Below are 22307 nucleotides of genomic sequence, written 5' to 3' on the forward strand. Positions count from 1 at the left end.
TTGGCGGCCGCATCATCAGGCCGATATGAATTTACGACAACAGACCATATTGCAGTTGGTTAACGATCGCCGCCGGATCAGCGTCAATGAGCTGGCGCGCGCTTCGGGCGTCTCGGAAGTCACCATCCGGCAGGATCTCAACCTGCTGGAAAAACGCAGTTATCTGAAGCGGGTGCACGGCTCCGCCGTGGCGTTGGAAAGCGACGACGTCGACGCCCGCATGATGTCCAATTTCACCCTTAAGCAACGATTGGCGCAGTACGCCGCCGCGCAGGTCAACGACGGCGAGACGATTTTTATCGAGAGCGGCAGCGCCAATGCCCTGCTGGCGCGCTACATCGCCGAACGCAAGCGCATTACGCTGATCACCGTCAGCCACTACATCGCCAACCTGCTCAAAGAAACCGACTGCGACGTGATTGTGTTGGGCGGCATGTATCAGAAGAAAAGCGAGACCGTGGTCGGCCCACTCACGCGGCTGTGCATTCAGCAGGTGCATTTCAACAAAGCGTTTATCGGCATTGACGGCTTTCAGGCCGAAACCGGCTTTACCGGCCGCGACATGATGCGCGCCGATGTGGTCAGCGCGGTGCTGGCCAAGGGCGTGGAGAATATCGTGCTGACGGATTCCAGCAAATTCGGCCAGATCCAGCCTAACCCGCTGGCGCAGCCGGGGCAAATCAGCCGGGTGATCACCGATTCACGTTTGGCGCTGGAGTATCAGCATCAGCTGAAACGTCAGGGCGTACAGGTGGAGCTGGTCAACGAATAACGCGCCGCGCGGGCCACGCCGCCCGCCGTTTCCCTTGCGCAGCGGGATTTTAAGACTATTTACCTGTTTATCCTTCCCGAGAAACCTATACTCAGCTTCGGTAACTTTTGGGCCGTAACCCGCTAATTATTCGGCCGTTAACAAAAATGCCATTTTTTATATCGATACCGTATGGGAATCAACAGCAGGCCTGATTTATGGTTAACGCCTATACTTATAGGGCACTTCCATATAGCCAATGCTAAGGAGAAGTCATTATGATGATTATCAATAAACGTTTCGCCACCGCCGCTCTGGCTCTGACTCTGGCGTTTTCACTGAGCGCCTGTTCCAACATGTCCAAACGCGATCGCAACACCGCTATCGGCGCCGGCGCCGGTGCAGTCGGCGGCGCAGTGCTGACCAACGGCAGCGCTTTGGGCACGCTGGGTGGGGCTGCGGTGGGCGGCATCATCGGTCACCAGGTTGGCAAATAACCTGCCCGATGCTCCTCCGCCGGCAGGCGGGCAAAAGCGCCTCGGCGCTTTGACGTATTAACCAATAACGATGATTTCAGGTCTGTTTTACTTTAAGTCTATGGTTCTTTCGCCGTTAACGGGTTAACCCCCGGCAGCAACAACCTCTAGCCATGCCGCAGCATTGCACTGCGGCATGGCGATTCGCCTCAGCCGCCCACCAGTTTGACCTTCATGCCTTTGGCTTCCAGCAGCTGTTTGAGCAGATCGCGTTTATCGCCCTGGATCTCGATGACTCCCTCTTTCACCGAGCCGCCGCAGCCGCATTTCTTTTTCAGTTCGGCCGCCAGTTTGTCGAGCGCGGCATCATCCAGATCGACGCCGGTAATCAGGCACACGCCCTTCCCCTTGCGGCCGCTGGTCTGGCGCTGGATGCGCACAACGCCATCGCCCTTGGCGCGTTGCGGTTTAACCTCTTCCTGCTTGATGCGACCGGTGTCCGTGGAATACACCAGACGGCTGTTATCGTCATTCATCATCGCTTCCTCAGGCCAAAGAGGCGCGGATCGCGCGCAGCGTCGCGGCCGGATCCGCAGATTGGGTGATCGGACGCCCAATCACCATATAGTCCACGCCGGCGGCCTGCGCCTGCACCGGCGTCATAATACGACGCTGATCGCCCGCCGCGCTGCCTTCAGGGCGGATCCCCGGCGTCACCAGTTGGAAAGCCTGCCCGCAGGCGGCCTTCAGGCACTGCGCTTCGTGTGCCGAACACACCACGCCGTCCAGCCCGCAGTCGCGGGTCAGGCGCGCCAGGCGCTCGGCGTGTTCTGCCGGACTCGCCTCGATGCCGATGCCGCGAAGGTCTTCCGCTTCCATGCTGGTCAGCACCGTGACGGCGATCAGCAGCGGCGCATCCGCCCCGTATGACACCAGCGCTTCTTTAGCGGCGGTCATCATGCGCGCGCCGCCGCTGGCATGCACATTGACCATCCAAACGCCCAGCTCGGCCGCTGCGGCTACCGCATGCGCCGTGGTATTGGGAATATCGTGGAATTTCAGGTCAAGAAATACGTCGAAGCCGCGCCCGTGCAGATCGCGCACCAGCTGTGGTCCAAACAGCGTGAACATTTCTTTGCCCACTTTCAGCCGGCAGTCTTGCGGATCGATACGGTCGGCGAACGCCAGCGCAGCGTTCTTATCGGCGTAATCCAACGCCACAACGATTGGAGATGATTTTAAGTCATTGTTATTAGCGTTATTTTCAGACTTCATTTCTTCTACCTTCTGTAAAATGGAGATAATCAGGGACTCACCCGCGAAACTGACCGCCGCATTCTACATGCCAGGGGCCAGAAATCCCAGCCACAGCGCGCACCGGCGCTCTGTCATGTTACCTTGCGTCTTTGTCATGGCGCGTCAACGTAAGCGCGTCAGCAATAAACCACGCAGCGTAAAACGCCGTAAAGATGCGTAAATTATCGATCAAATATTTTGAACAACTTGCTCAGCATTATCAGATTTTCAATCGGCCCAGATGCTTTATTATTCACCACATCGGAAGCGAATGGCTTCCTTCCTAAATAAACAGACTGGAGTCACCCATGAAAACCATCAAATATTTTGCAGCCGCTGCCGCTATCGCACTGACCTCTTTCGCCACTTTGGCCGCTGAGCCTATCAACAGCCAGCAGGCCGATAGCCTGACCGCGACCGGCGTCGTTTCCGCAGGCCACGCAACCACCCTCAGCAGCCTGGAGAAAAAACTGGCCGCTAAAGCAGATGCTCAGGGCGCCAGCAGCTACCGCATTATCTCCGCCGGCGGTAACAACATGTTGAGCGGCACCGCGATCATCTACAAATAAGGTTTCCGGTACAGGGCCCGAGATTTCGGGCCCTGCCTCTATTTCCCGCTTAAAAACCCGCCTTTGCCCCGCTCTTTATTGTTACAAAAATATTAAATTTTTATTACACACTAGACACCCGATCGCCAGTGGCTTAGCTTGAAGGCATCTTCCTGCAGAAAGGCTTTCAAAATGAGCGAGATATCGACACTTACCATTAAAATTCCTCTGGCACTGAAGGAGAAAATCCGCGCCGCCGCCGCTGAAAACGAATTTTCATTGAGCGTGGAAGTGTGCCAGCGCCTGGAAAGCAGCTTCAACGCGCCCGTCGTCAAGGCAGAAAAACCGGCCAAGAAAGCGGACGACCTGCACCACGGCGAGATCGACAATCAAAGCACCGAAGAAGAAATCGAACAGCCTCTGAGCCAGAAAGAGCTGAAGAAGCTGCGTCAGCTATTGAAAACCGGCGCTAAAGGCGGCAAGAAAAAGTAAGCGATGAACATAAAAAAACGGGGCGAACAATCGCCCCGTTTTGTTTTGTCTCGCCGCCACGCTATTGTCCGTCCAGACCGCGGATCGGTTTAACCGATGACCAGGCGCGACACGACGGACAATGCCAATAGAGCGAGTGCGCGGTGAAGCCACATTTGTGGCAGCGGTAACGCGGTTTGGTGCGAATTTGCTCGCCGACCATATCGCGCAACAACAGCAGACTCTCTTTCGCACGGCCGTCTTCAGCGTCCGCCAGGTGATAATCCATCAGCCGATAAAACACCCGCATAGTGGGGTGACGCTGCAGCTGACGGTTGATATAGACCTGCACCACGTCGCGCCCTTCGTGCTGCTCGATGATTTCGGCCAGCATCAGATCGGCGGTTGCGCCGGTGTTCTCTTCCACGCAGCGCTTAAGGAAATCAGCCCAGTTGTGCTGCTGTTCCGGCAGATGCGTGTAGCATTCCTGCAGCATCGGCAGCGTTTCGCTGACCAGCTCTTTATCCTGGCTCAGTACGCGCTGCAGCGACTCCGCCGCTTTGGCGTAATCGTTTTGCGCCATGTAAATGCGCCCGAACATGATGGACACGCGCGCGCACTGTTTATCGGCCGCGTCCGCACGCTTGAGCAGGCTCATCGCCCGATCGAGATCGTCGCTGCCCATCGCCTGCAGCGCCAGTTCACAATAAAAGTGCGCGATCTCGACGCGTTGTTTCTCTTTGCCCAGCTTGACCAACTTTTCCGCCACGTCGATCGCTTTCTGCCAGTCGCTGGTCGCCTGATGGATCACCAGCAATTGCTGCAGCGCCGAGACGCGAAAATCCGCTTCGTCAGTCAACTGGCTGAACATGTCTTCCGCGCGGTCATAAAGCCCGGCGGCCATATAGTCACGGCCCAGCTGCTGCACCGCCAACAGGCGCTGCTCAAAGGTCAGGGAAGCGCTTTCCATCAAGGCCTGATGGATGCGGATAGCGCGGTCGACTTCGCCGCGCGAGCGGAACAGGTTGCCCAACGTCAGGTGGGCCTCAACGGTGTTGCTGTCCTCTTTCAACATGTCGAGGAACAGATCGACCGCCTTATCCTGCTGGTTTGAAAGCAGAAAGTTCACCCCTGCCACGTATTCACGCGACAGGCGGTTGGCTTCTTGCTGTTTATCCTGCTGAGCGCTTCTGCGCCCCATGTACCAACCGTACGCGGCAGCCACGGGCAGCAACAGAAACAGCAGTTCTAACATAGAGGGTTATTCCTTGCTGACAACGGCCTGAGCCGCCGGTTCAGCGGGCTGCTCAAGCTGCAGCTCCAGCCTTTTGATCTTGCGCTCGGCGCGGCCCAGCGCAATGCGCGTACGCAGATAGAACAGACCGCAAATGATCCAGCCGAGAATGAAACCGGCGCCAAACAGCGTGGCCAACAGGGTCGATACGCGATAATCGCCCTGCGCAACCAGATAGTTAAAATTGACCACCTGATCGTTATGCGCACCCAAGGTGACGGAAATCACGAAGATCACCAGAACCAACAAAAAAATCAGCAAATATTTCACATTCTTTCCCGCGATGCCGAGTGAATCGGATGAACGATGCCAAAACGTGGCGTCCCTAACCCTTAAGTTAGCATTTCCCGTTGCGGCAGGGAAACCCTGCGGCACGATAAAACCACATATCTGCTGGCATATTCGGCAGTAAACGGCTTTAACGAACAAATTGATGAGAAAGCTTCTCAAAACGTCGAATTTATAAGGATATGGGGGCGACGGCGCGGATTGCAATGGCGGGAAAATGTAAGCGGTTAATGCGGCGCCGATCTGGCGCCGCGATTTTTGTGACATGGTCACATAACGTTCATTTCTCCGGCTTGCGCGCCGCGATTTCCTGCTGCTCTTGCGGCGGCGGCGTCAGAGGACCGAACCAGCGCTGCGCCAGCCAGCAGGTGATCACCACCAGCAACCAGCTGATCAACGTGGCCATCGCCAGATCGCGCGGCCAGTGCATGCCCAGCAGCAAGCGGCTGCCCATTACCCCGGCCGCCCACACCATCAGGATCGCGACGGTTTTGTAATGGCGGCGCGGCCACAGTAGCCCTACGCCCAATAGCGCCCAGGTGGCGGCGAACATGGTGTGCCCCGACGGAAAAGCAAAGCCGGTTTCAAACTGCCAGTGCTTGCGCAGCCAGCTCGGCACCAGCGTCTGGTCTTGCAGTTGCTCGCGCACCAGCGCGCTGCGCTCTTTGCGCTGCAGCGAGTAGAAATACTTGCCGTCCACGCCGTGGGTTTGCTCCAACCACACCACGAAAGGACGCGGCTCTTGCACCCGATCCTTGATCAACGACTTCACGCCCTGCCCAATCACCAGCGCGGCGAAAAGCAGCATCGCCAGACCGATAGCCGGCTTCAGCCGAAAGCGCAGGCACCACAAAAACCAACCGCAGAGGATCGCGCTGGTCAGAATGCCCCACGGCGAGGTCACGGTTTCGGTCACCCAGTACAGCGCTTTCAGCAGCCGGTCATTGCCGCCGGGTTGCCAGTGCCAGCCGGATACCCAGACCGCCAGCGGCATCAACAGCAGCAGCAACGCGCCGCCCGCCGTGCGTTTTGCTATCTCATACATTCCCGTTTTCCTCTGCGTGAATCAGGCTGCAGTGTAACAAGAGTGCAATCTTGATAACACGCGAAAAATTAAACAGATAGACAACCTATCGCAATAATAGGTGGCCAGAAAACGCCATCTGCTGGTTTGCTGAGCACCGCCCGGCAAGAAGTTGTGGCAAAATAGCCGATAATTAACGAAATAGAGATCGGCGTAGCACGTTTTAGTCTTGGTCAATGCACTGACCGGACTTAGGATGCGCGACAATGATTGAATCGTAGGTTTTTGTGGAGAGTGACATGCAGCTTAAACGGGTGGCAGAGGCTAAACTGCCGACACCTTGGGGCGATTTCCTGATGGTAGGATTCGAAGAACTGGCGACCGGGCACGATCATCTGGCGCTGGTTTTCGGTGATATTTCCGGTGAAGCGCCGGTGCTCGCACGCGTGCATTCCGAATGTCTGACCGGCGACGCGTTGTTCAGCCTGCGCTGCGACTGCGGTTTTCAGCTGGAAGCCGCGCTGGAGCAGATCGCCGAAGAAGGCCGCGGCATCCTGCTTTATCATCGCCAGGAGGGCCGCAATATCGGCCTGTTGAACAAGATCCGCGCCTATGCCCTGCAGGATAAGGGCGCAGACACCGTGGAAGCCAACCATCAGCTCGGCTTCGCCGCCGACGAACGCGACTTCACCCTGTGCGCCGACATGTTCAAACTGCTGGGCGTCGACGCGGTGCGCTTGCTGACCAACAACCCGAAAAAGGTCGAGATCCTGACCGAAGCCGGTATCAATATCAGCGAGCGCGTGCCGCTGATCGTCGGCCGCAACCCGAAGAACGAACACTATCTGGCCACCAAGGCCGCCAAAATGGGCCATTTGCTCGACCAGAAGTGATCGCCGCCACGGTGAAAACAATCAGGGCGCCTTGCGGCGCCCTTTTTACTGCACGATTTACAGCATTTTCCTGATTACGTAGTGCAGGATGCCGTCGTTTTCGTAGTAGGTCAGCTCATTGCCGGTATCGATGCGGCAACGGGTGTCGATCACCTCCTTGCGCCCGTCGGCATAGGTGATATGTACCGGCACCGTCTGGCCCGGCTGCAGCTGTTGCAGGCCGCCGACGCTGATCTGCTCGTCCCCGGTCAGCCCCAGCGTTTTGCGCGTCACGCCCTGCGGGAACTCCAGCGGCAAAATACCCATGCCTATCAGGTTGGAGCGGTGAATACGCTCGAAGGATTCGGCGATCACCACCCGCACGCCCAGCAGGCGCGGCCCTTTCGCCGCCCAGTCGCGGCTGGAGCCGGAACCGTACTCTTTACCGGCGATCACCGCCAGCGGCACTTGCTCCTGCTGGTACTGCATGGCGGCGTCGTAGATAGACAGTTGCTGCTGCGACGGAATATGGCGGGTATAGCCCCCCTCCACACCCGGCACCATTTCGTTGCGGATGCGGATGTTGGCGAAGGTGCCGCGCATCATTACTTCATGGTTTCCGCGGCGCGAACCGTAGGAGTTAAAGTCCTGCGGCGCCACGCCGTGCTCGCTCAGGTAACGCCCCGCCGGGCTGTCGCGCTTGATGTTGCCCGCCGGCGAGATGTGGTCGGTGGTCACCGAATCGGCCAAAATCGCCAGAATGCGCGCGTCCTTGATGTCCTGCACCGGATCCGGCTTCACCTTCATGGTGCTGAAAAACGGAGGATGGCGGATATAGGTAGAATCCTCCTGCCATTGATAGGTCGCCGAACCGGTCACCTGGATCGCCTGCCAGTTGGCGTCGCCATCGAACACTTCGCCGTATTCTTTGTGGAACATCTCGGTGCGCACTTCTTCCACCGCCTGAGCAATGTCCTGGCTGCTCGGCCAGATGTCCTTCAGGTAGACCGGTTGACCGTCATTGCCCTCGCCCAGCGGCTCTTTGGTCAGGTCGATCTTCATGCTGCCCGCCAGCGCATACGCCACAACCAGCGGCGGTGAGGCCAGCCAGTTGGTTTTCACCAGCGGGTGGATGCGCCCTTCGAAGTTACGGTTGCCCGACAGCACCGCGCCCACGGTCAGATCGCCCTCTTTGATCGCCTGCTCGATAGGATCCGGCAGCGGCCCGGAGTTGCCGATACAGGTGGTACAGCCATATCCCACTAGGTTGAACCCCAGTTCTTCCAGATAAGCGGTGAGCTTGGCGCTGTCGAAGTAGTCGGTCACCACTTTGGAACCCGGCGCCAACGACGTTTTTACCCAAGGCTTGCTGCGCAGCCCTTTCTTGACGGCGTTTTTCGCCAGCAGGCCGGCCGCCATCATCACGCTCGGGTTGGAGGTGTTGGTGCAGGAGGTGATCGCCGCGATCACCACCGCGCCGTCGTGCAGCTCGTGCTGCTGCCCATCCAGCGTAAAGGGTTTGCTGTCTGCCTTGGTCTTGTGGCCGCCGATATCCAACTCGGTAGCGGCCTTGAACGCCTGCGGCACATTCGGCAGCGCGACGCGATCCTGCGGGCGTTTCGGCCCGGCGAGGCTGGCCTCGACCGTCGACATATCCAGCGCCAGCGAGCTGGTGAATACCGGCTCATCCCCCGGGTTGCGCCACATGCCCTGCGCCTTGGCGTAGGCTTCCACCAGCGCGATTTGTTCAGCGCTGCGGCCGCTGAGTTTCATGTAGCCGAGCGTGACGTCATCTACCGGGAAGAAACCGCAGGTGGCGCCGAACTCCGGCGACATATTGGCGATGGTCGCCCGGTCCGCCAACGGCAGATCGGCCAGGCCGTCGCCGTAAAACTCGACGAACTTGCCAACAACGCCGTGCTTACGCAGCATTTGGGTGACGGTCAGCACCAGGTCGGTGGCGGTAATGCCCTCGCGGAGCTTGCCGGTCAGCTTAAAGCCGACTACGTCCGGGATCAGCATCGACACCGGCTGGCCCAGCATCGCCGCTTCCGCTTCGATACCGCCGACGCCCCAGCCGAGAATGCCCAGGCCGTTGATCATGGTGGTGTGAGAATCAGTGCCCACCAGCGTATCCGGATAGGCCACGCGGCGACCGCTTTCGTCGCTGTGCCACACCGTTTGGCCGAGATATTCAAGGTTGACCTGGTGGCAGATGCCGGTGCCCGGCGGCACCACGCGGAAACGGTTGAAGGCTTTCTGCCCCCAGCGCAGGAAGGTGTAGCGCTCGTGATTGCGCTGCATTTCGATACGAACGTTGTCTTCGAAGGCGTTGTCATCGCCGAATTCATCGACGGTAACCGAGTGGTCAATCACCAGATCCACCGGTGACAGCGGGTTCACCTGGTCGACATTGCCGCCCAGCCGCCGCACCGCTTCACGCATCGCCGCCAGATCCACCACCGCCGGAACGCCGGTAAAATCCTGCATCAGCACGCGCGCCGGACGGTAGGCGATCTCACGGTCAGCATGGCCGGTTTGCAACCAGGCGACGATGGCCTTGAGGTCGTCAACCTGCACGGTATCGCCATCCACATGGCGCAGCAGGTTCTCCAACAGCACTTTCATTGATTTCGGCAACCGGTCGATATCACCCAGCTGCTTCGCCGCCAGCGGCAGACTGTAGTAGTAATATTCGCTATTCAGCGCAACCAGCTTATCCAGACTTGTTTCACGAAGATCGGACGACATAGCTCCTCCATTTCTTATTGTGATTAAAACAGGGTAATCAGTGAGGTCTTGTTTAAAGATACCACAAAGATAAGTTAACGTTTTGATAACAACACGATTTGATCACAGCGATAGGTGAGAACAATCAAGAAGAAGGAAGTGCGAGCGCAGCCAAGGGGTTAGGCCACGCGTCAACGAAAACGCCGCAACGAGGCGGCGTTTTGGCAGGGAAAATCTCGCGGCTTTAGCGGGGTTTGCGCACCAGGCGGCGACATACTGTGAGCACAACTGCAGCAATGATGGCAGAGACACCCAATTTAATGGCAATGACAGCCGAGTCGAAATTATTCATCCCTATTTCACCATCACCGTTAATTTCTATGTTGTTGGAAACGAAGCTGTCGAAAATTCCGTCTGGCAGGTAGCGCAACAACAAAAGGGTTAGCAACAAGAACAGAACAATCCAGAGACTTTTTTTCATTGTGATACCACGCATTTACTGTAATCAGGCTCGCCTTGAACATCTATACGACCGTACGCCATCAGCCCTCGACCTCCAGGCACTCTCACCTTTCTACGCCTTAGCAGCGCATCCCGAAGGATCTGGAAATCACTCGATAAATCAGCGTAGTTAAGCCTGCATATCTGCATAACGTTGAATTTCCATATTCAATTATCCGAACGTTTTGCAGTCTACTTAGAGGCTAACGGGTTGAAAAGAGCGCAGCGGCTTTTCAGGATGATCCTGAGAAACAAGGAAGGTGCGGGTTTCCGGGCTAAAAAAACCCGGTTTGGCAGGCGCCTAACCGGGTTTGATTTGATATCGTCAACGATTACTTAATCGGCAGCTTGATGTCCTTGAACATCGCTTCAATCTCTTCGTTGGAGCGCAGCGCCACTGCGCTGTCGACCACGTCGCGCGTCAGGTGCGGCGCGAAGCGCTGAATGAAGTCGTACATGTAGCTGCGCAGGAAGGTGCTGCGGCGGAAGCCGATTTTAGTGGTGCTGTAGGTGAAGATATCGCGCGCATCCACCGTCACCAGATCCGGATCCTGCACCGGATCCACCGCCATGCTGGCGATCACCCCTACCCCCAATCCCAAACGCACATAGGTTTTAATCACGTCGGCATCAGTGGCGGTAAAGACGATGCGCGGCGTCAGGCCGGCGCGGTTGAAGGCGGTGTCCAGCTCCGAGCGGCCGGTAAAGCCGAAGGTGTAAGTGACGATCGGGTAAGCCGCCAGTTCTTCAATGCTGATGCTGCTTTTGCCCGCCAAAGGATGATCGGGCTTCACCACCACCGCACGGTTCCAGTGGTAGCACGGCAGCATGATAAGATCGTCATACAGGTGCAGCGCTTCGGTGGCGATGGCGAAATCAGCGGTGCCCTTGGAGACCGCTTCGGCGATCTGCGTCGGCGAGCCCTGATGCATGTGCAGCGAGACACGCGGGTAACGCTCAATGAAGCCTTTAATCACGTTGGGCAAGGCGTAGCGAGCCTGGGTATGCGTGGTGGCGACGTACAGCGAGCCTTTGTCCGGGTAGGTGTGTTCACCGGCGACGGCCTTGATGGCGTCTACCTTGGACAGCACTTCACGCGCGATGCGAATGATTTCCTGGCCGGCCGGGGTGACCTGGGTCAGGTGCTTGCCGCTGCGGGCGAAAATCTGGATGCCCAGCTCATCTTCGAGCATGCGCACCTGTTTGCTGATGCCGGGTTGAGAGGTATAGAGCCCTTCTGCCGTCGAGGAGACATTCAGGTTGTGGTTAACCACTTCCACAATGTAACGAAGCTGCTGCAATTTCATATCTTATACCATCCTAGGTTAAACACTGCGGCTTACCCGCAGCCAGGTATATCGGTGTCGCCCCGGTATGCTGAAACTCACAAGCCATAAACCCCGTGTTCTACCCTGATGGTGAAGAAAACGCCGTTGTTAATAAGCTTTAATAATAAAAAACTTTTTATATAACCACTATACCACGATGCAGCTTCAAGTATAGATCCGCGTCACACTATGATAACGATTATTTTGCATGGGTATCAACGTGAAACGGCAGTGTCGGAGGGATAAAAACAGCAAAGGATAGATCCGTTTGCCCCTTTTCACCAATAAAAAAACCAGCCGCCAGGGCTGGTTTTTCATCTTGCGGTCAGGACATCGGCCTTACTTCTTGCCTTCGACCCACTTGCCGTCCACGTAGAACGCGGACCAACCGGTCGCCTTGCCGTCTTTTTCAGAGGAGACGTACTGCTGCTTGGTTTTACGGCTGAAACGCACCAGCGTTTTGTTGCCTTCGGCATCCGCCACCGGCGCATCGGCCAGGTAGCGTAGTTTCTCCGGCAGACGATCCTTGAAGCGAGCCAGTTCTTCCACCAGCGGCGCACGGGTCTCGCGCGATTTAGGGAAGGTGTTGGCCGCCAGGAACACGCCGGCAGCGCCGTCACGCAGCACGAAATAGGCGTCGGACTTCTCGCACGGCAGCTCCGGCAACGGCACCGGATCTTCCTTCGGCGGCGCGACATCGCCGTTACGCAGGATCTTGCGGGTGTTTTTGCAGTTCTCGTTGGTGCAGCCCATGTACTTGCCGAAACGCCCCATTTTCAGGTGCATTTCCGAGCCGCACTTGTCGCACTCCACCACCGGGCCATCATAGCCTTTCAGACGGAACTCGCCCTCTTCTATCTCATAGCCGTCACACGCCGGGTTGTTACCGCAGACGTGCAGCTTGCGCTGGTTGTCGATCAGATAGCTGTCCATCGCCGTACCGCATTTCTGGCAGCGGCGGCGGGCGCGCAGCGCGTTGGTTTCCGCGTCGTCGCCTTCGAGGATGTTGAGCACTTCCGCTTCCGGCACCAGGTTGATGGTGGTTTTGCAACGTTCCTTCGGCGGCAGCGCGTAGCCGGAACAGCCGAGGAAGACCCCAGTGCTGGCGGTACGGATGCCCATCTTGCGGCCGCAGGTCGGGCAGTCGATGCTGGTCATCACCATCTGGTTAGGCCGCATGCCGCCTTCTTCCGGATCCTTCTCCGCCGTTTCCAACTGCTCGCTGAAGTCGACGAAGAATTCGTCCAGCACCGCTTTCCACTCGGCCTGGTTGTTGGCGACCTCATCGAGGCCGTCTTCCATGCGCGCGGTGAAGTCATAGTTCATCAGCTCGCGGAAGTTTTCTTCCAGGCGATCGGTGACGATCTCACCCATTTTCTCGGCATAGAAACGGCGGCTTTCCACCCGCACATAACCGCGATCCTGAATGGTCGAGATGATGGAGGCGTAAGTGGACGGACGGCCGATGCCGCGTTTCTCCAGCTCTTTCACCAGCGAGGCTTCGCTGTAGCGCGCCGGCGGCTTGGTGAAGTGCTGGCTCGGGATCAGTTTCTGCAGATCCAGCTCGCTGCCGATTTCGACGAACGGCAACGTGCGATCTTCATCGCCTTTGCGCAGAGCCGGCATCACCTTGGTCCAGCCGTCAAAGCGCAGCGTACGGCCCTTGGCGCGCAGCTGATAATCGCCGGCTTTCACCGTCAGCGTGGTGGAATCGTATTGCGCCGGCGTCATCTGACAGGCGACGAACTGACGCCAGATCAGCTGATACAGCTTCTGCGCGTCCGCTTCCATGTCTTTGAGCTGTTCGGCGAGCACGTTCACGTCCGAAGGACGGATGGCTTCGTGCGCTTCCTGTGAATTCTCTTTGCTGCTGTACTGATTCGGCGCCTTCGGCAGGTATTTATCGCCGAAGTTGTCGCCGATGTAGCCACGCACCATGTTGAGCGCATCCTGGCTCAGGTTGGTGGAGTCGGTACGCATATAGGTGATGTGACCGGCTTCATACAGCCGTTGCGCCATCATCATGGTTTTCTTCACGCCGAAGCTCAGGCGGGTGCTGGCGGCCTGTTGCAGCGTGGAGGTAATGAAAGGCGCGCCCGGCTTGCTGCTGGTCGGTTTGTCTTCGCGATCCAGCACCGTGTAGCGGGCTTTTTCCAGCAACTTGACCGCGGCGTGCGTCTGCTCGCGGTTGACCGGCTTGAACGGTTTGTCGTGCGCATGGGTCACTTCCATCTGCAGCGCGGTGTCACCCTTCGCCAGCAGATCGGCATGCAGCTCCCAGTACTCTTCCGGCACGAACGCCTTGATGTCGCGCTCACGCTCAACCACCAGGCGCACCGCCACCGACTGCACGCGGCCGGCGGACAGGCCGCGGGCGATTTTTTTCCACAGCAGCGGCGAGACCATATAGCCCACCACGCGGTCCATAAACCGGCGCGCCTGCTGCGCGTTGACGCGGTCAATGTTCAACTCGCCCGGCTGTTTGAACGCCTGTTGGATCGCGTTTTTGGTGATTTCGTTAAACACCACGCGGCTAAAGCGTTTGTCATCCCCACCGATCACTTCCCGCAGGTGCCAGGCGATGGCTTCCCCTTCGCGGTCAAGGTCGGTTGCGAGATAAATGTGGTCGGCGTTTTCCGCCAACGATTTTAACTCGGCGACCACTTTTTCTTTACCCGGCAGGATTTCATAATGCGCTTTCCAGCCGTGGTAAGGGTCGACGCCCATGCGATTTACCAGCGCCGCCTTCTCATCTTTTTTAACTTTTTTCTTGGCTTTGTCTTCGGTTGAGTCAGCGCTCTTTTTGCTGGCTGAGCCACTGGTCGGCAAATCACGGATATGACCGACGCTGGACTTCACCACGTAGTCACTTCCTAAATATTTATTAATAGTTTTGGCTTTTGCCGGGGACTCAACTATTACGAGAGCTTTACCCATATTTACCTTTACCTAATTTATTTCTTCTAAAAAGAAGTCTTTTATCTCGCCGTGCCGCGGCAATTCGTGTCTCTTTTTTATATTGCGGCAGTCTGGCAAGAGATCAACAGATTTTTTTCTTTTGGTTGCCCAACTGCTCAACCTGAACGCAAGTTGTTGATCCTGCCTGCTATTCACCCATGCCCCAGAAGTATGGCTGCGTGATTTTTATTCATGGCGTAAACAAAACCTTCCACCCGACGCCGCAAAATCCCACACTGTACCTGATAAAAAGCGTCACGCAACCTAATTAGCACGGAAAGGCAGATTTCGCCAACCGGCCGCCGCCCATGGCCATCCAGACGGCAAATAAACCTTAGTCGGTTTGCGGATAAAAGCGAACCGGCGTTAGAATATGCGCAGCGTTTTTTGTTTGGAGTCTAATAATGCACAAGAATACTGCACCTATCGGCCGCGAGGCCCTGCTGGCGGAAGCAAATAACATCATCCGCCAACACGAAGATTATCTGCACGGCATGATCGCCACCGACGTTGAACAAAAAAGCGGCGTTTTAGTTTTTCGCGGCGAATACTTTTTAGATGCCGATGGATTGCCCACCGCAAAAACCACCGCCGTATTTAATATGTTTAAACATTTGGCTCACCTGCTTTCGGAAAAATACCATTTGGTCGATTGAGAAAACAAAACGGGGGCGCCTGGCCCCCGTTGATTCCTGCTCTTCTCGCCTTACAACAACGGCTTTTCCCCGCGCTGCCACCAGCGCAACAGCAAACGATCGACGCTTTCCGCCGCGCTGCCGGTGAAACGATCCATCAAACGTTTACGACGCGCATAGCGCACGGCGATCACTTCATGGTTATCCAACTCGGCGATCAACAAATCGTCGCTGGTGCCGATGGCGTCGATAAGGCCTTTCTCTTTGGCCTGGGTCCCGAACCAGTGCTCACCGGTGGCGACGCTGTCGATGTCCAGCGACGGGCGCTGCTCGTGCACGAAGCGTTTGAACAGCTCGTGCGTTTCGTTCAGATCTTCGCGGAACTTCTCGCGCCCCTGCTCGGTATTTTCACCGAACAGCGTCAGCGTACGTTTAAACTGCCCGGCGGTATGCAGCTCCACGTCGATGTCGTTCTTCTTCAGCAGGCGGTGGAAATTCGGGATCTGCGCAACCACGCCGATGGAACCGATGATGGCGAACGGCGCCGCCACGATGCGATCCGCGACGCAGGCCATCATGTAGCCGCCGCTGGCCGCCACTTTATCCACCGCCACCGTCAGGCGGATGCCGCCTTTGCGCAAGCGCTCCAGCTGCGAAGCCGCCAGGCCGTAGCCGTGCACCACCCCTCCCGGGCTTTCCAGACGCAGCAGGACTTCATCCTGCGCCGAGGCCACCGCCAGCACCGCGGAGATCTCTTCGCGCAGCGACGTCACCTCGTGCGCATCCATGCTGCCCTTGAAGTCCAACACGTACAGGCACGACTTGGCCACTTCCACCGCGCCGGATTTGGCGCGCTGCTTCTTCAATTTGTCATCAGATTTGGTCTGCTTCTTGAACTGTTTCAGCCAAACCTTTTGCTCGGCAGTATCCATACGCGCCAGGCGCATATCGCGCTGCATTTCGCGATACTGCTCACCGAGATCGGTCAGCTGCAGCTCCCCTTTCTGGCGGCTCTTGCGTTGCCCCAGACTGACCGCCAGGATGGCCAACGCGGCGATGGCGAGCACCACCGTGGCGACCTTGGCCAGAAACAGGCCATAAACAGATATAAATTCCACAGATTCCGCCTTTATTTACAGGTTGTTAGTATGATTCTTTCCATTTTAGCCAACCGCAGCGCCTGCTGTCGCGGCTAAATGAAAATTCATTGCGTTCTGCACGTCACTATGGGGACGATTCAAGGCCGAACCAAGCCGCCGCCGCGCCGCTTTTGTTACAAAAGAATGCCATTTCAGCCTGCTACGCATTGAAAATGCGTACGGATTAAGGCATATAACACCCATTATTCATCAATATGATGAGACAGATTCGCTGCGCGGCCCGCAGAAGGTCGAGCTCTCGCTCCCGCCCTGGCCGCGCGTTTCACCCTTGCTCCCCACGATACGCGGGAGAACAGCCACCCAGGCGAGGATTTATCGTGCATTACCAACCCAAACAAGATCTGCTCGAACAACGCATTATTTTGGTCACCGGCGCCGGAGACGGCATCGGCCGCGAAGCGGCGCTGACCTACGCTCGCTTCGGCGCCCAGTTAGTGCTGCTGGGACGCACCGAGAGCAAACTGCTGGCGGTACAACAAGAGATCGCGGCCCAGGGCGGCGCCCCGGCCCTGGTGGTCACGCTCGACTTGCTGCACGCCACGCCGGAGCAATGCCGGCAGATAGCCGACGATCTGGCGCGCCAAATTCCGCGCCTGGACGGCGTGCTGCACAACGCCGGCCTGCTGGGCGACATTGCGCCGATGGCCGACCTGTCGATAACCATGTGGCAAGAGGTGATGCAGGTTAACGTCAACGCCACCTTTATGCTGACTCAGGCGCTGCTGCCGCTGCTGCTGAAATCCCACGCCGGGTCGCTGGTGTTCACCAGTTCCAGCGTCGGGCGCACCGGCCGCGCCGACTGGGGCGCTTATGCGGTGTCGAAGTTCGCCACCGAAGGCATGATGCAGGTATTGGCCGATGAATACAAAAATCGTAATTTGCGGGTAAACTGCATCAATCCGGGCGGAACTCGCACCAAAATGCGCGCATCCGCCTTCCCGCACGAAGACAAAAACAAGCTGAAAACCCCGGCTGACATCATGCCGCTGTACCTGTATCTGATGGGCGAGGACAGCCGGCGAAAAACCGGCATGAGCTTCGACGCCCAGCCGAACCGCAAACCCGGCGCGGCCGAATAATAAGGAGCGTTTCATGGCGGAAGATCGTCATCAACAGCGCCAGCAGCGCCTGAAAGAACAGGTCGATGCACGCATCGCCGCGGCGCAGGACACCCGCGGCCTGCTGCTGGTGTTTACCGGCAACGGCAAAGGCAAAACCACCGCCGCCTTCGGCACCGTCACCCGCGCGGTCGGTCACGGCATGCGCGCCGGGGTGATCCAGTTCATCAAGGGCGAGTGGCCCAATGGCGAAAAGAATCTGCTTCAGCAACATGGCGTTGAATTTCAGGTGATGGCTACCGGCTTCACCTGGGAGACGCAGAACAAGGCAGGCGACACCGCCGCCTGCCAGGCGGTGTGGCAGCACGGCAAACGCATGCTGGCCGACAGCGGCCTGGATCTGGTGCTGCTGGACGAAGTGACCTACATGTTGACCTACGGCTATCTGGAGCTGGAAGAGCTCAAAGAAGCGCTGCGGCAGCGCCCTGCGCACCAAACGGTGATACTGACCGGGCGCGGTTGCCATCGCGAGCTGCTGGAAATGGCGGATACGGTTACGGAGATGCGGCCGGTGAAACACGCGTTCGACGCAGGCATCAAGGCGCAACAGGGGATCGATTGGTAACAAAACGTTCTGGCCCCGAACGGGGCCAGAATGACGGGATTAGCTGCGTTTGCTCGGTTTGCCCGATTTACTCGGTTTGCTGCCCGGCGCACTGCGACGGCCGCTGCCGGCCACCTGCGAGTGACGCTTAACCGCGCGACGGATCTGGTTAGCCTTCACGCGGCGGCGCTCACGCTCCACCGGCATCTTGCTGACCGTTTCCGGTTTCAATTCAACCAGCTCGCGCAGGTAGTTGATCGCCGGCAGATCCAGCTCGGCCCAGCCGCCGCGCGGCAGGCCTTTCGGCAGATCGATATCGCCATAGCGCACGCGGATCAGGCGGCTCACCTGCACGCCCACCGCTTCCCACAGGCGACGCACTTCACGGTTGCGGCCTTCGGTCAGGGTCACGTTGTACCATTGGTTGAGGCCTTCACCGCCCTGGAAGCTGATGGTGCGGAACGCGGCCGGGCCGTCTTCCAGTTGCACGCCTTTGCTCAGCTGCTTCACTTTCGCATCGTCGACCTGGCCAAACACGCGCACCGCGTACTCGCGTTCCACTTCACGGCTTGGGTGCATCAGACGGTTGGCCAGTTCGCCATCGGTGGTGAACAGCAGCAGACCAGAAGTGTTGACGTCCAGTCGCCCTACCGCCACCCAGCGCGAACCGCGCAGCTTCGGTAAGCGATCGAACACCGTCGGGCGGCCTTCAGGATCGCTGCGGGTACACAGCTCACCTTCCGGTTTGTAGTAAGCCAGCACGCGGCAGACCACCTCTTCGGACTCTTTGATCGACAGGACATGACCATCCAGACGAATTTTCATCGCCGGGGTCACTTCAACGCGATCGCCCAGCTTGGCGACCTTGCCGTCGACGCTGACGCGCCCGGCTTCAATCATGGTTTCGATTTCACGACGCGAGCCGTGCCCGGCGCGCGCTAATACTTTCTGTAACTTTTCGCTCATTGAGCAACCTCTAATGTCGCCTTCACAGGCGTCGGGGGATAACCGCCGCGGCCAATCGCCGCAACGGTAATAATACGTTTATCAGGATCGAACCGCGCATTATACAGGCTTTCTAAGGTGTTGAAACCCACTTTATCGGCGGTGACCCCAAGCGGCGTTCACGGCGCCAAGAAGTCCTCCACCGCCCTCAGCACCGCGTCGGGCCGTTCCAGAATGCCGAGGTGAGTGCGGGCCTCTTCTAAACGCGCCATGGAGAAAAACGGCCGCTCGGCGGCAAATGCCTGCTGTTGCCGCAGATAGTCATCGTGGCGATCCAGCGAGTAAATATGCCGGCACGGCGGCGGCGCGCTCATCCCCGCCAGGCGTTGCAGCGGCGAACCGAATTGCCGGTAGGCCTGTTCGATGGCCACGCCGGCGGCGCGCCAGAGCCGGTCATCTTCCTGCGCCATCTCGACCTCCAGATGGCGTTTGACCCGATCGTGGCGGATGCCGCCCTGCCAGAAGTCGAACAAGGCGTCGCGCGCCGCCAGCCACTGCTGCGGCTGCTGCATGCGGCTCACCGCCGTAAAGAACGCCGGCTCCGGCTGCGTCATGATCCAATCGAGAAACACCATGCCCTGCACCTGCTGCGGCAACGCCTCGGCCAACGCCACCGCCAACCAACTGGCGTGCGCCACCGACAGGGTGATCACGTTGTCCAAACGCAGCGCCGTCAGCAATTGGCGCACATCCTCCAGCAAATCGTCCGCCGTCAGCGACATCTCCGCCGCTTTTGACGACAGGCCGTGGCCACGCCAATCGAGGCTGATCATCCGATAACGGTCGGTCGCCAGCGCGATGAACGGCTCGAACACGGTTTTCGGTTCGCACCAGCCGGGCAGCAACACCAACGTGAGCGGCCCTGAGCCGATATCCTGATAATCGAGCGTCATGTTGGCACTGTGAAATGCGGTCATGTTACCTCCTGCGCGCCTCTCCCCGACCCGTTCGGGAATTACCGACGGGCTAAGGGTGACAGCGCAGCAGGTCATGATCTATTGAAGTTCGTGCGGAAAAGACCCGAGCGCACCTTATGAAAAAATGCGCACTTATTGGAATGGGAATTTAATGGCGCACGCAGGGATAGGCGGCGCTCAACGCCAGCATAATCACCGACGGTGCGGAATAATGTAGTTGCTCGGGATGTTCGTTCAAGTACTGCATTACCGCGTCGGCGGCTACGCCGATGCTCATTCCGGCCTCTGGGCAGATATTGCGATTGCCCTGCATGGAATAGGTATCGAATACGCCGGCGACGTATCCCATAAACATGCCGCCATTCAGCGCTTCGGCCACGGTGGCTTCACCGCTTTTATTTTTTACGTAACCGCCGGATTCCGCCAGCAAACCGCTGCCCGAATAAAAACCCGCATTTGCCATTGAGGAAAATAATAAGGCCGCTAAAAAAGAAACCTGTTTAATCATTGCTGCGCATCCTGCCCATTATCAATTCTGAAGTCTTAAAGAATAGCGGCTTTCACGCGAAATAGCGTCGCTTCAGCCGTTTTTCAGACAATGGGCAAGGTGGCAATATTTTACATCAGCGGAAAGGCGCCGCGTCGCCGGCGCCTTCGCGCACCACTTCCGGCGAGGATTCGGTCAGATCGATAACCGTGGTCGGCTGTTGGCCGAGAAAGCCGCCGTGGATCACCAGATCGACCACCTTGCCCAAATGATCGCTGATCTCTTCCGGATCGGACTCGGCGAAATCATTGCCCGGCAGCATCAGCGTGGTGGACATCATCGGTTCGTTCAACGCCTCCAACAGCGCCAGCGCGATCGGGTTCGACGGCACGCGCAGGCCGATGGTTTTGCGCTTTTCATTCATCAGGCGGCGCGGCACTTCTTTGGTCGCTTTCAGAATGAACGTGTAGTTGCCCGGCGTATTGTTTTTGATCAGACGGAACGCCGTATTATCGACGTGAGCATAGGTCGACAACTCGGACAGATCGCGGCACATCAGGGTAAAGTTGTGGTTTCCGTCCAACTGACGGATGCGGCAAATGCGCTCCATCGCCGCCTTCTCTTCCAGCATGCAGCCCAGCGCATAGCCGGAATCGGTGGGATAGACGATCACCCCCCTTTCGCGCAGCACCTCTACCGCCTGGTTGATCAGGCGCGGCTGCGGGTTGTCCGGGTGAATATAAAAAAGCTGACTCATGACTTGCTCCTAAAATAATGCCCGCGCGCGTTGCCACGCGCGTAAAATCAGACCGCCTGGCCCGGCTGCGGCCAATCGCGCCACACCGGCTCGACGCCGCCCGGCAGCCACAGCTTGCGCCCCAGTTCGATCCACGAGCAAGGTTGATGGAAATCAGAGCCTTGCGAGGCCAACAGGCGGTAGTCTTGCGCGTATTTCGCCAGCTGAGTGCGCTCATGCGGCGCCTGCTGACACTGCGCCACTTCCATGGCGTCGCCGCCGTGTTCGGCGAAATGCGCCAGCAAGCGCTTCAGCCATTTCGCGGTCAAATCGTAACGGCCCGGGTGCGCCATCACCGCCTGGCCGCCCGATTGATGAATCGCATCAATGGCTTGTTCTATTGTACACCACTGCGGCGGTACATAGCCGGTTTTCCCCTTGGCCAGGTATTTCTTGAACACCTGAGCCATATTGTCCGCCACACCGATCTCCACCAGGTAACGGGCGAAATGGCCGCGGGTCACCGCGCCGGCTCCGGCCAGGCGCTGGGCGCCGGCATAGGCGTCGGGAATACGCGCCTTGCCCAGCCGCACGCCGATCTCCTGCGCCCGCCGGTTGCGGCGTTCGGTTTGTTCCGCCAACAGCGCCACCAGCGCCGGATGCGCGACGTCCATACCCAACCCAACAATATGGATTTCATGATTTTCCCACAGCGTCGAGATTTCCACTCCATTGACCAACCGCAACGGCAACGCCTGCTCCGCGATGGCGGCGGCGGCCTCGGCCAGCCCGGCGGTCGTGTCGTGATCGGTGATCGCCAACACACCCACGCGCATCTCTACCGCCCGCTGCACCAGCTGCGTCGGCGTCAGGTAGCCGTCGGAGGCGGTCGTATGGCTGTGGAGATCGTACAGGGTAAAAGCGGTGGATTGAGGGTTACTGTCTGTCAAAACGGCTATCCGGCAATGGCTTGGTTTTCTATCATACCTGCGATCGGCGGCCGGACGGAAATCTATTCTGCCCCGGCTGGGCGCGCGGGCGGGATGATGAACAGAATTCACGCTGACCGCTAAAACATTGTACAAAAAGGGGGTTGACTTTGCCCTCGCGAACCAGTTAACTAGTACACAAGTTCACGGCAGTGGCCGTGTCGGATGAGAGTTAACAA

23 protein-coding genes are annotated in these 22307 nt (G+C 58.0%); 8 read left to right on the forward strand and 15 right to left on the reverse strand.

Features of this window, described 5'->3' with window-relative positions; translation table 11 throughout:
• Positions 1-25: 25 nt before the first annotated feature.
• Positions 26-772, forward strand: a complete 747-nt coding sequence (locus SERRSCBI_RS12490; RefSeq protein WP_004930631.1) for a DNA-binding transcriptional regulator YciT — start codon at positions 26-28, stop codon at positions 770-772.
• 257 nt (positions 773-1029) lie between these two features.
• Complete coding sequence (gene osmB / locus SERRSCBI_RS12495) at positions 1030-1248, forward strand: osmotically-inducible lipoprotein OsmB (protein WP_004930634.1); 219 nt, start codon at positions 1030-1032, stop codon at positions 1246-1248.
• Positions 1249-1436: 188 nt separating this feature from the next.
• On the opposite strand, the gene yciH is transcribed toward osmB, so the two are convergent.
• Both yciH and pyrF read right to left on the reverse strand, forming a co-directional pair.
• Entirely contained in the window at positions 1437-1763 is a 327-nt protein-coding gene (gene yciH / locus SERRSCBI_RS12500) for a stress response translation initiation inhibitor YciH (protein WP_042784663.1), read from the reverse strand.
• Positions 1764-1773: 10 nt separating this feature from the next.
• Positions 1774-2502: an orotidine-5'-phosphate decarboxylase gene (gene pyrF / locus SERRSCBI_RS12505; protein WP_042784665.1), complete on the reverse strand. Its 729-nt coding sequence runs from the start codon at positions 2500-2502 to the stop codon at positions 1774-1776.
• Between the two features lie 329 nt (positions 2503-2831).
• Between pyrF and SERRSCBI_RS12510 the strand changes: the two genes are divergently transcribed.
• Both SERRSCBI_RS12510 and SERRSCBI_RS12515 read left to right on the forward strand, forming a co-directional pair.
• Positions 2832-3092, forward strand: a complete 261-nt coding sequence (locus SERRSCBI_RS12510) for a YdgH/BhsA/McbA-like domain containing protein (protein ID WP_033643254.1) — start codon at positions 2832-2834, stop codon at positions 3090-3092.
• Positions 3093-3263: 171 nt separating this feature from the next.
• The gene (locus SERRSCBI_RS12515) at positions 3264-3563 is read left to right on the forward strand and encodes a hypothetical protein (protein ID WP_033643255.1); all 300 of its coding nucleotides are present in this window, start codon (positions 3264-3266) and stop codon (positions 3561-3563) included.
• Between the two features lie 61 nt (positions 3564-3624).
• Here SERRSCBI_RS12515 and lapB read toward each other — a convergent pair whose 3' ends face one another.
• The 3 genes from lapB to pgpB all read right to left on the reverse strand — a co-directional run bounded on the left by lapB (position 3625) and on the right by pgpB (position 6169).
• On the reverse strand, positions 3625-4797 hold the full coding sequence (gene lapB / locus SERRSCBI_RS12520) for a lipopolysaccharide assembly protein LapB (protein ID WP_015378034.1): 1173 nt from the start codon (positions 4795-4797) through the stop codon (positions 3625-3627).
• 6 nt (positions 4798-4803) lie between these two features.
• Entirely contained in the window at positions 4804-5106 is a 303-nt protein-coding gene (locus SERRSCBI_RS12525) for a LapA family protein (RefSeq protein WP_033643257.1), read from the reverse strand.
• Between the two features lie 298 nt (positions 5107-5404).
• Entirely contained in the window at positions 5405-6169 is a 765-nt protein-coding gene (gene pgpB / locus SERRSCBI_RS12530; RefSeq protein WP_042784666.1) for a phosphatidylglycerophosphatase B, read from the reverse strand.
• A gap of 278 nt (positions 6170-6447) precedes the next feature.
• Here pgpB and ribA point away from each other — a divergent pair, with 278 nt between their 5' ends.
• Positions 6448-7041, forward strand: coding sequence for a GTP cyclohydrolase II (ribA, locus tag SERRSCBI_RS12535; RefSeq protein WP_019452695.1), 594 nt, complete (start codon positions 6448-6450; stop codon positions 7039-7041).
• Positions 7042-7098: 57 nt separating this feature from the next.
• Here the strand turns inward: ribA and acnA are convergent, their stop codons facing one another.
• The 4 genes from acnA to topA form a co-directional block, all read right to left on the reverse strand.
• Positions 7099-9771 (reverse strand): aconitate hydratase AcnA, encoded by a 2673-nt coding sequence (gene acnA, locus SERRSCBI_RS12540; protein ID WP_042784668.1) that lies wholly within the window; start codon positions 9769-9771, stop codon positions 7099-7101.
• Positions 9772-9994: 223 nt separating this feature from the next.
• Positions 9995-10231, reverse strand: coding sequence for a hypothetical protein (locus tag SERRSCBI_RS12545; RefSeq protein ID WP_049866682.1), 237 nt, complete (start codon positions 10229-10231; stop codon positions 9995-9997).
• Between the two features lie 352 nt (positions 10232-10583).
• On the reverse strand, positions 10584-11558 hold the full coding sequence (cysB, locus tag SERRSCBI_RS12550) for an HTH-type transcriptional regulator CysB (RefSeq protein WP_004930690.1): 975 nt from the start codon (positions 11556-11558) through the stop codon (positions 10584-10586).
• Positions 11559-11918: 360 nt separating this feature from the next.
• A complete protein-coding gene (gene topA, locus SERRSCBI_RS12555; RefSeq protein WP_042784671.1) occupies positions 11919-14516 on the reverse strand; it encodes a type I DNA topoisomerase in 2598 nt (865 codons plus the stop codon).
• A gap of 425 nt (positions 14517-14941) precedes the next feature.
• Between topA and SERRSCBI_RS12560 the strand changes: the two genes are divergently transcribed.
• Positions 14942-15193: a YciN family protein gene (locus tag SERRSCBI_RS12560; protein ID WP_033650243.1), complete on the forward strand. Its 252-nt coding sequence runs from the start codon at positions 14942-14944 to the stop codon at positions 15191-15193.
• A 50-nt stretch (positions 15194-15243) separates the two neighbouring features.
• Here the strand turns inward: SERRSCBI_RS12560 and sohB are convergent, their stop codons facing one another.
• Positions 15244-16290, reverse strand: coding sequence for a protease SohB (sohB, locus tag SERRSCBI_RS12565; protein WP_042784672.1), 1047 nt, complete (start codon positions 16288-16290; stop codon positions 15244-15246).
• 359 nt (positions 16291-16649) lie between these two features.
• Between sohB and SERRSCBI_RS12570 the strand changes: the two genes are divergently transcribed.
• The gene (locus tag SERRSCBI_RS12570; RefSeq protein ID WP_033643264.1) at positions 16650-17411 is read left to right on the forward strand and encodes a YciK family oxidoreductase; all 762 of its coding nucleotides are present in this window, start codon (positions 16650-16652) and stop codon (positions 17409-17411) included.
• Between the two features lie 13 nt (positions 17412-17424).
• Positions 17425-18015 (forward strand): cob(I)yrinic acid a,c-diamide adenosyltransferase, encoded by a 591-nt coding sequence (gene cobO / locus SERRSCBI_RS12575; RefSeq protein ID WP_033643265.1) that lies wholly within the window; start codon positions 17425-17427, stop codon positions 18013-18015.
• Between the two features lie 39 nt (positions 18016-18054).
• On the opposite strand, the gene rluB is transcribed toward cobO, so the two are convergent.
• From rluB to SERRSCBI_RS12600, 5 genes are all read right to left on the reverse strand, one after another.
• Positions 18055-18960 (reverse strand): 23S rRNA pseudouridine(2605) synthase RluB, encoded by a 906-nt coding sequence (gene rluB / locus SERRSCBI_RS12580; protein WP_033643266.1) that lies wholly within the window; start codon positions 18958-18960, stop codon positions 18055-18057.
• Positions 18961-19118: 158 nt separating this feature from the next.
• Positions 19119-19916, reverse strand: coding sequence for an alpha/beta fold hydrolase (locus tag SERRSCBI_RS12585; RefSeq protein ID WP_042784673.1), 798 nt, complete (start codon positions 19914-19916; stop codon positions 19119-19121).
• Positions 19917-20064: 148 nt separating this feature from the next.
• Positions 20065-20424: a Rap1a/Tai family immunity protein gene (locus SERRSCBI_RS12590; RefSeq protein WP_016927523.1), complete on the reverse strand. Its 360-nt coding sequence runs from the start codon at positions 20422-20424 to the stop codon at positions 20065-20067.
• Positions 20425-20539: 115 nt separating this feature from the next.
• Entirely contained in the window at positions 20540-21160 is a 621-nt protein-coding gene (locus SERRSCBI_RS12595) for an L-threonylcarbamoyladenylate synthase (RefSeq protein WP_042784674.1), read from the reverse strand.
• 47 nt (positions 21161-21207) lie between these two features.
• A complete protein-coding gene (locus tag SERRSCBI_RS12600; protein ID WP_042784676.1) occupies positions 21208-22089 on the reverse strand; it encodes a PHP domain-containing protein in 882 nt (293 codons plus the stop codon).
• Between the last annotated feature and the right edge of the window lie 218 nt (positions 22090-22307).

The sequence above is a fragment of the Serratia sp. SCBI genome, assembly GCF_000747565.1.
Taxonomy (GTDB): domain Bacteria; phylum Pseudomonadota; class Gammaproteobacteria; order Enterobacterales; family Enterobacteriaceae; genus Serratia; species Serratia ureilytica.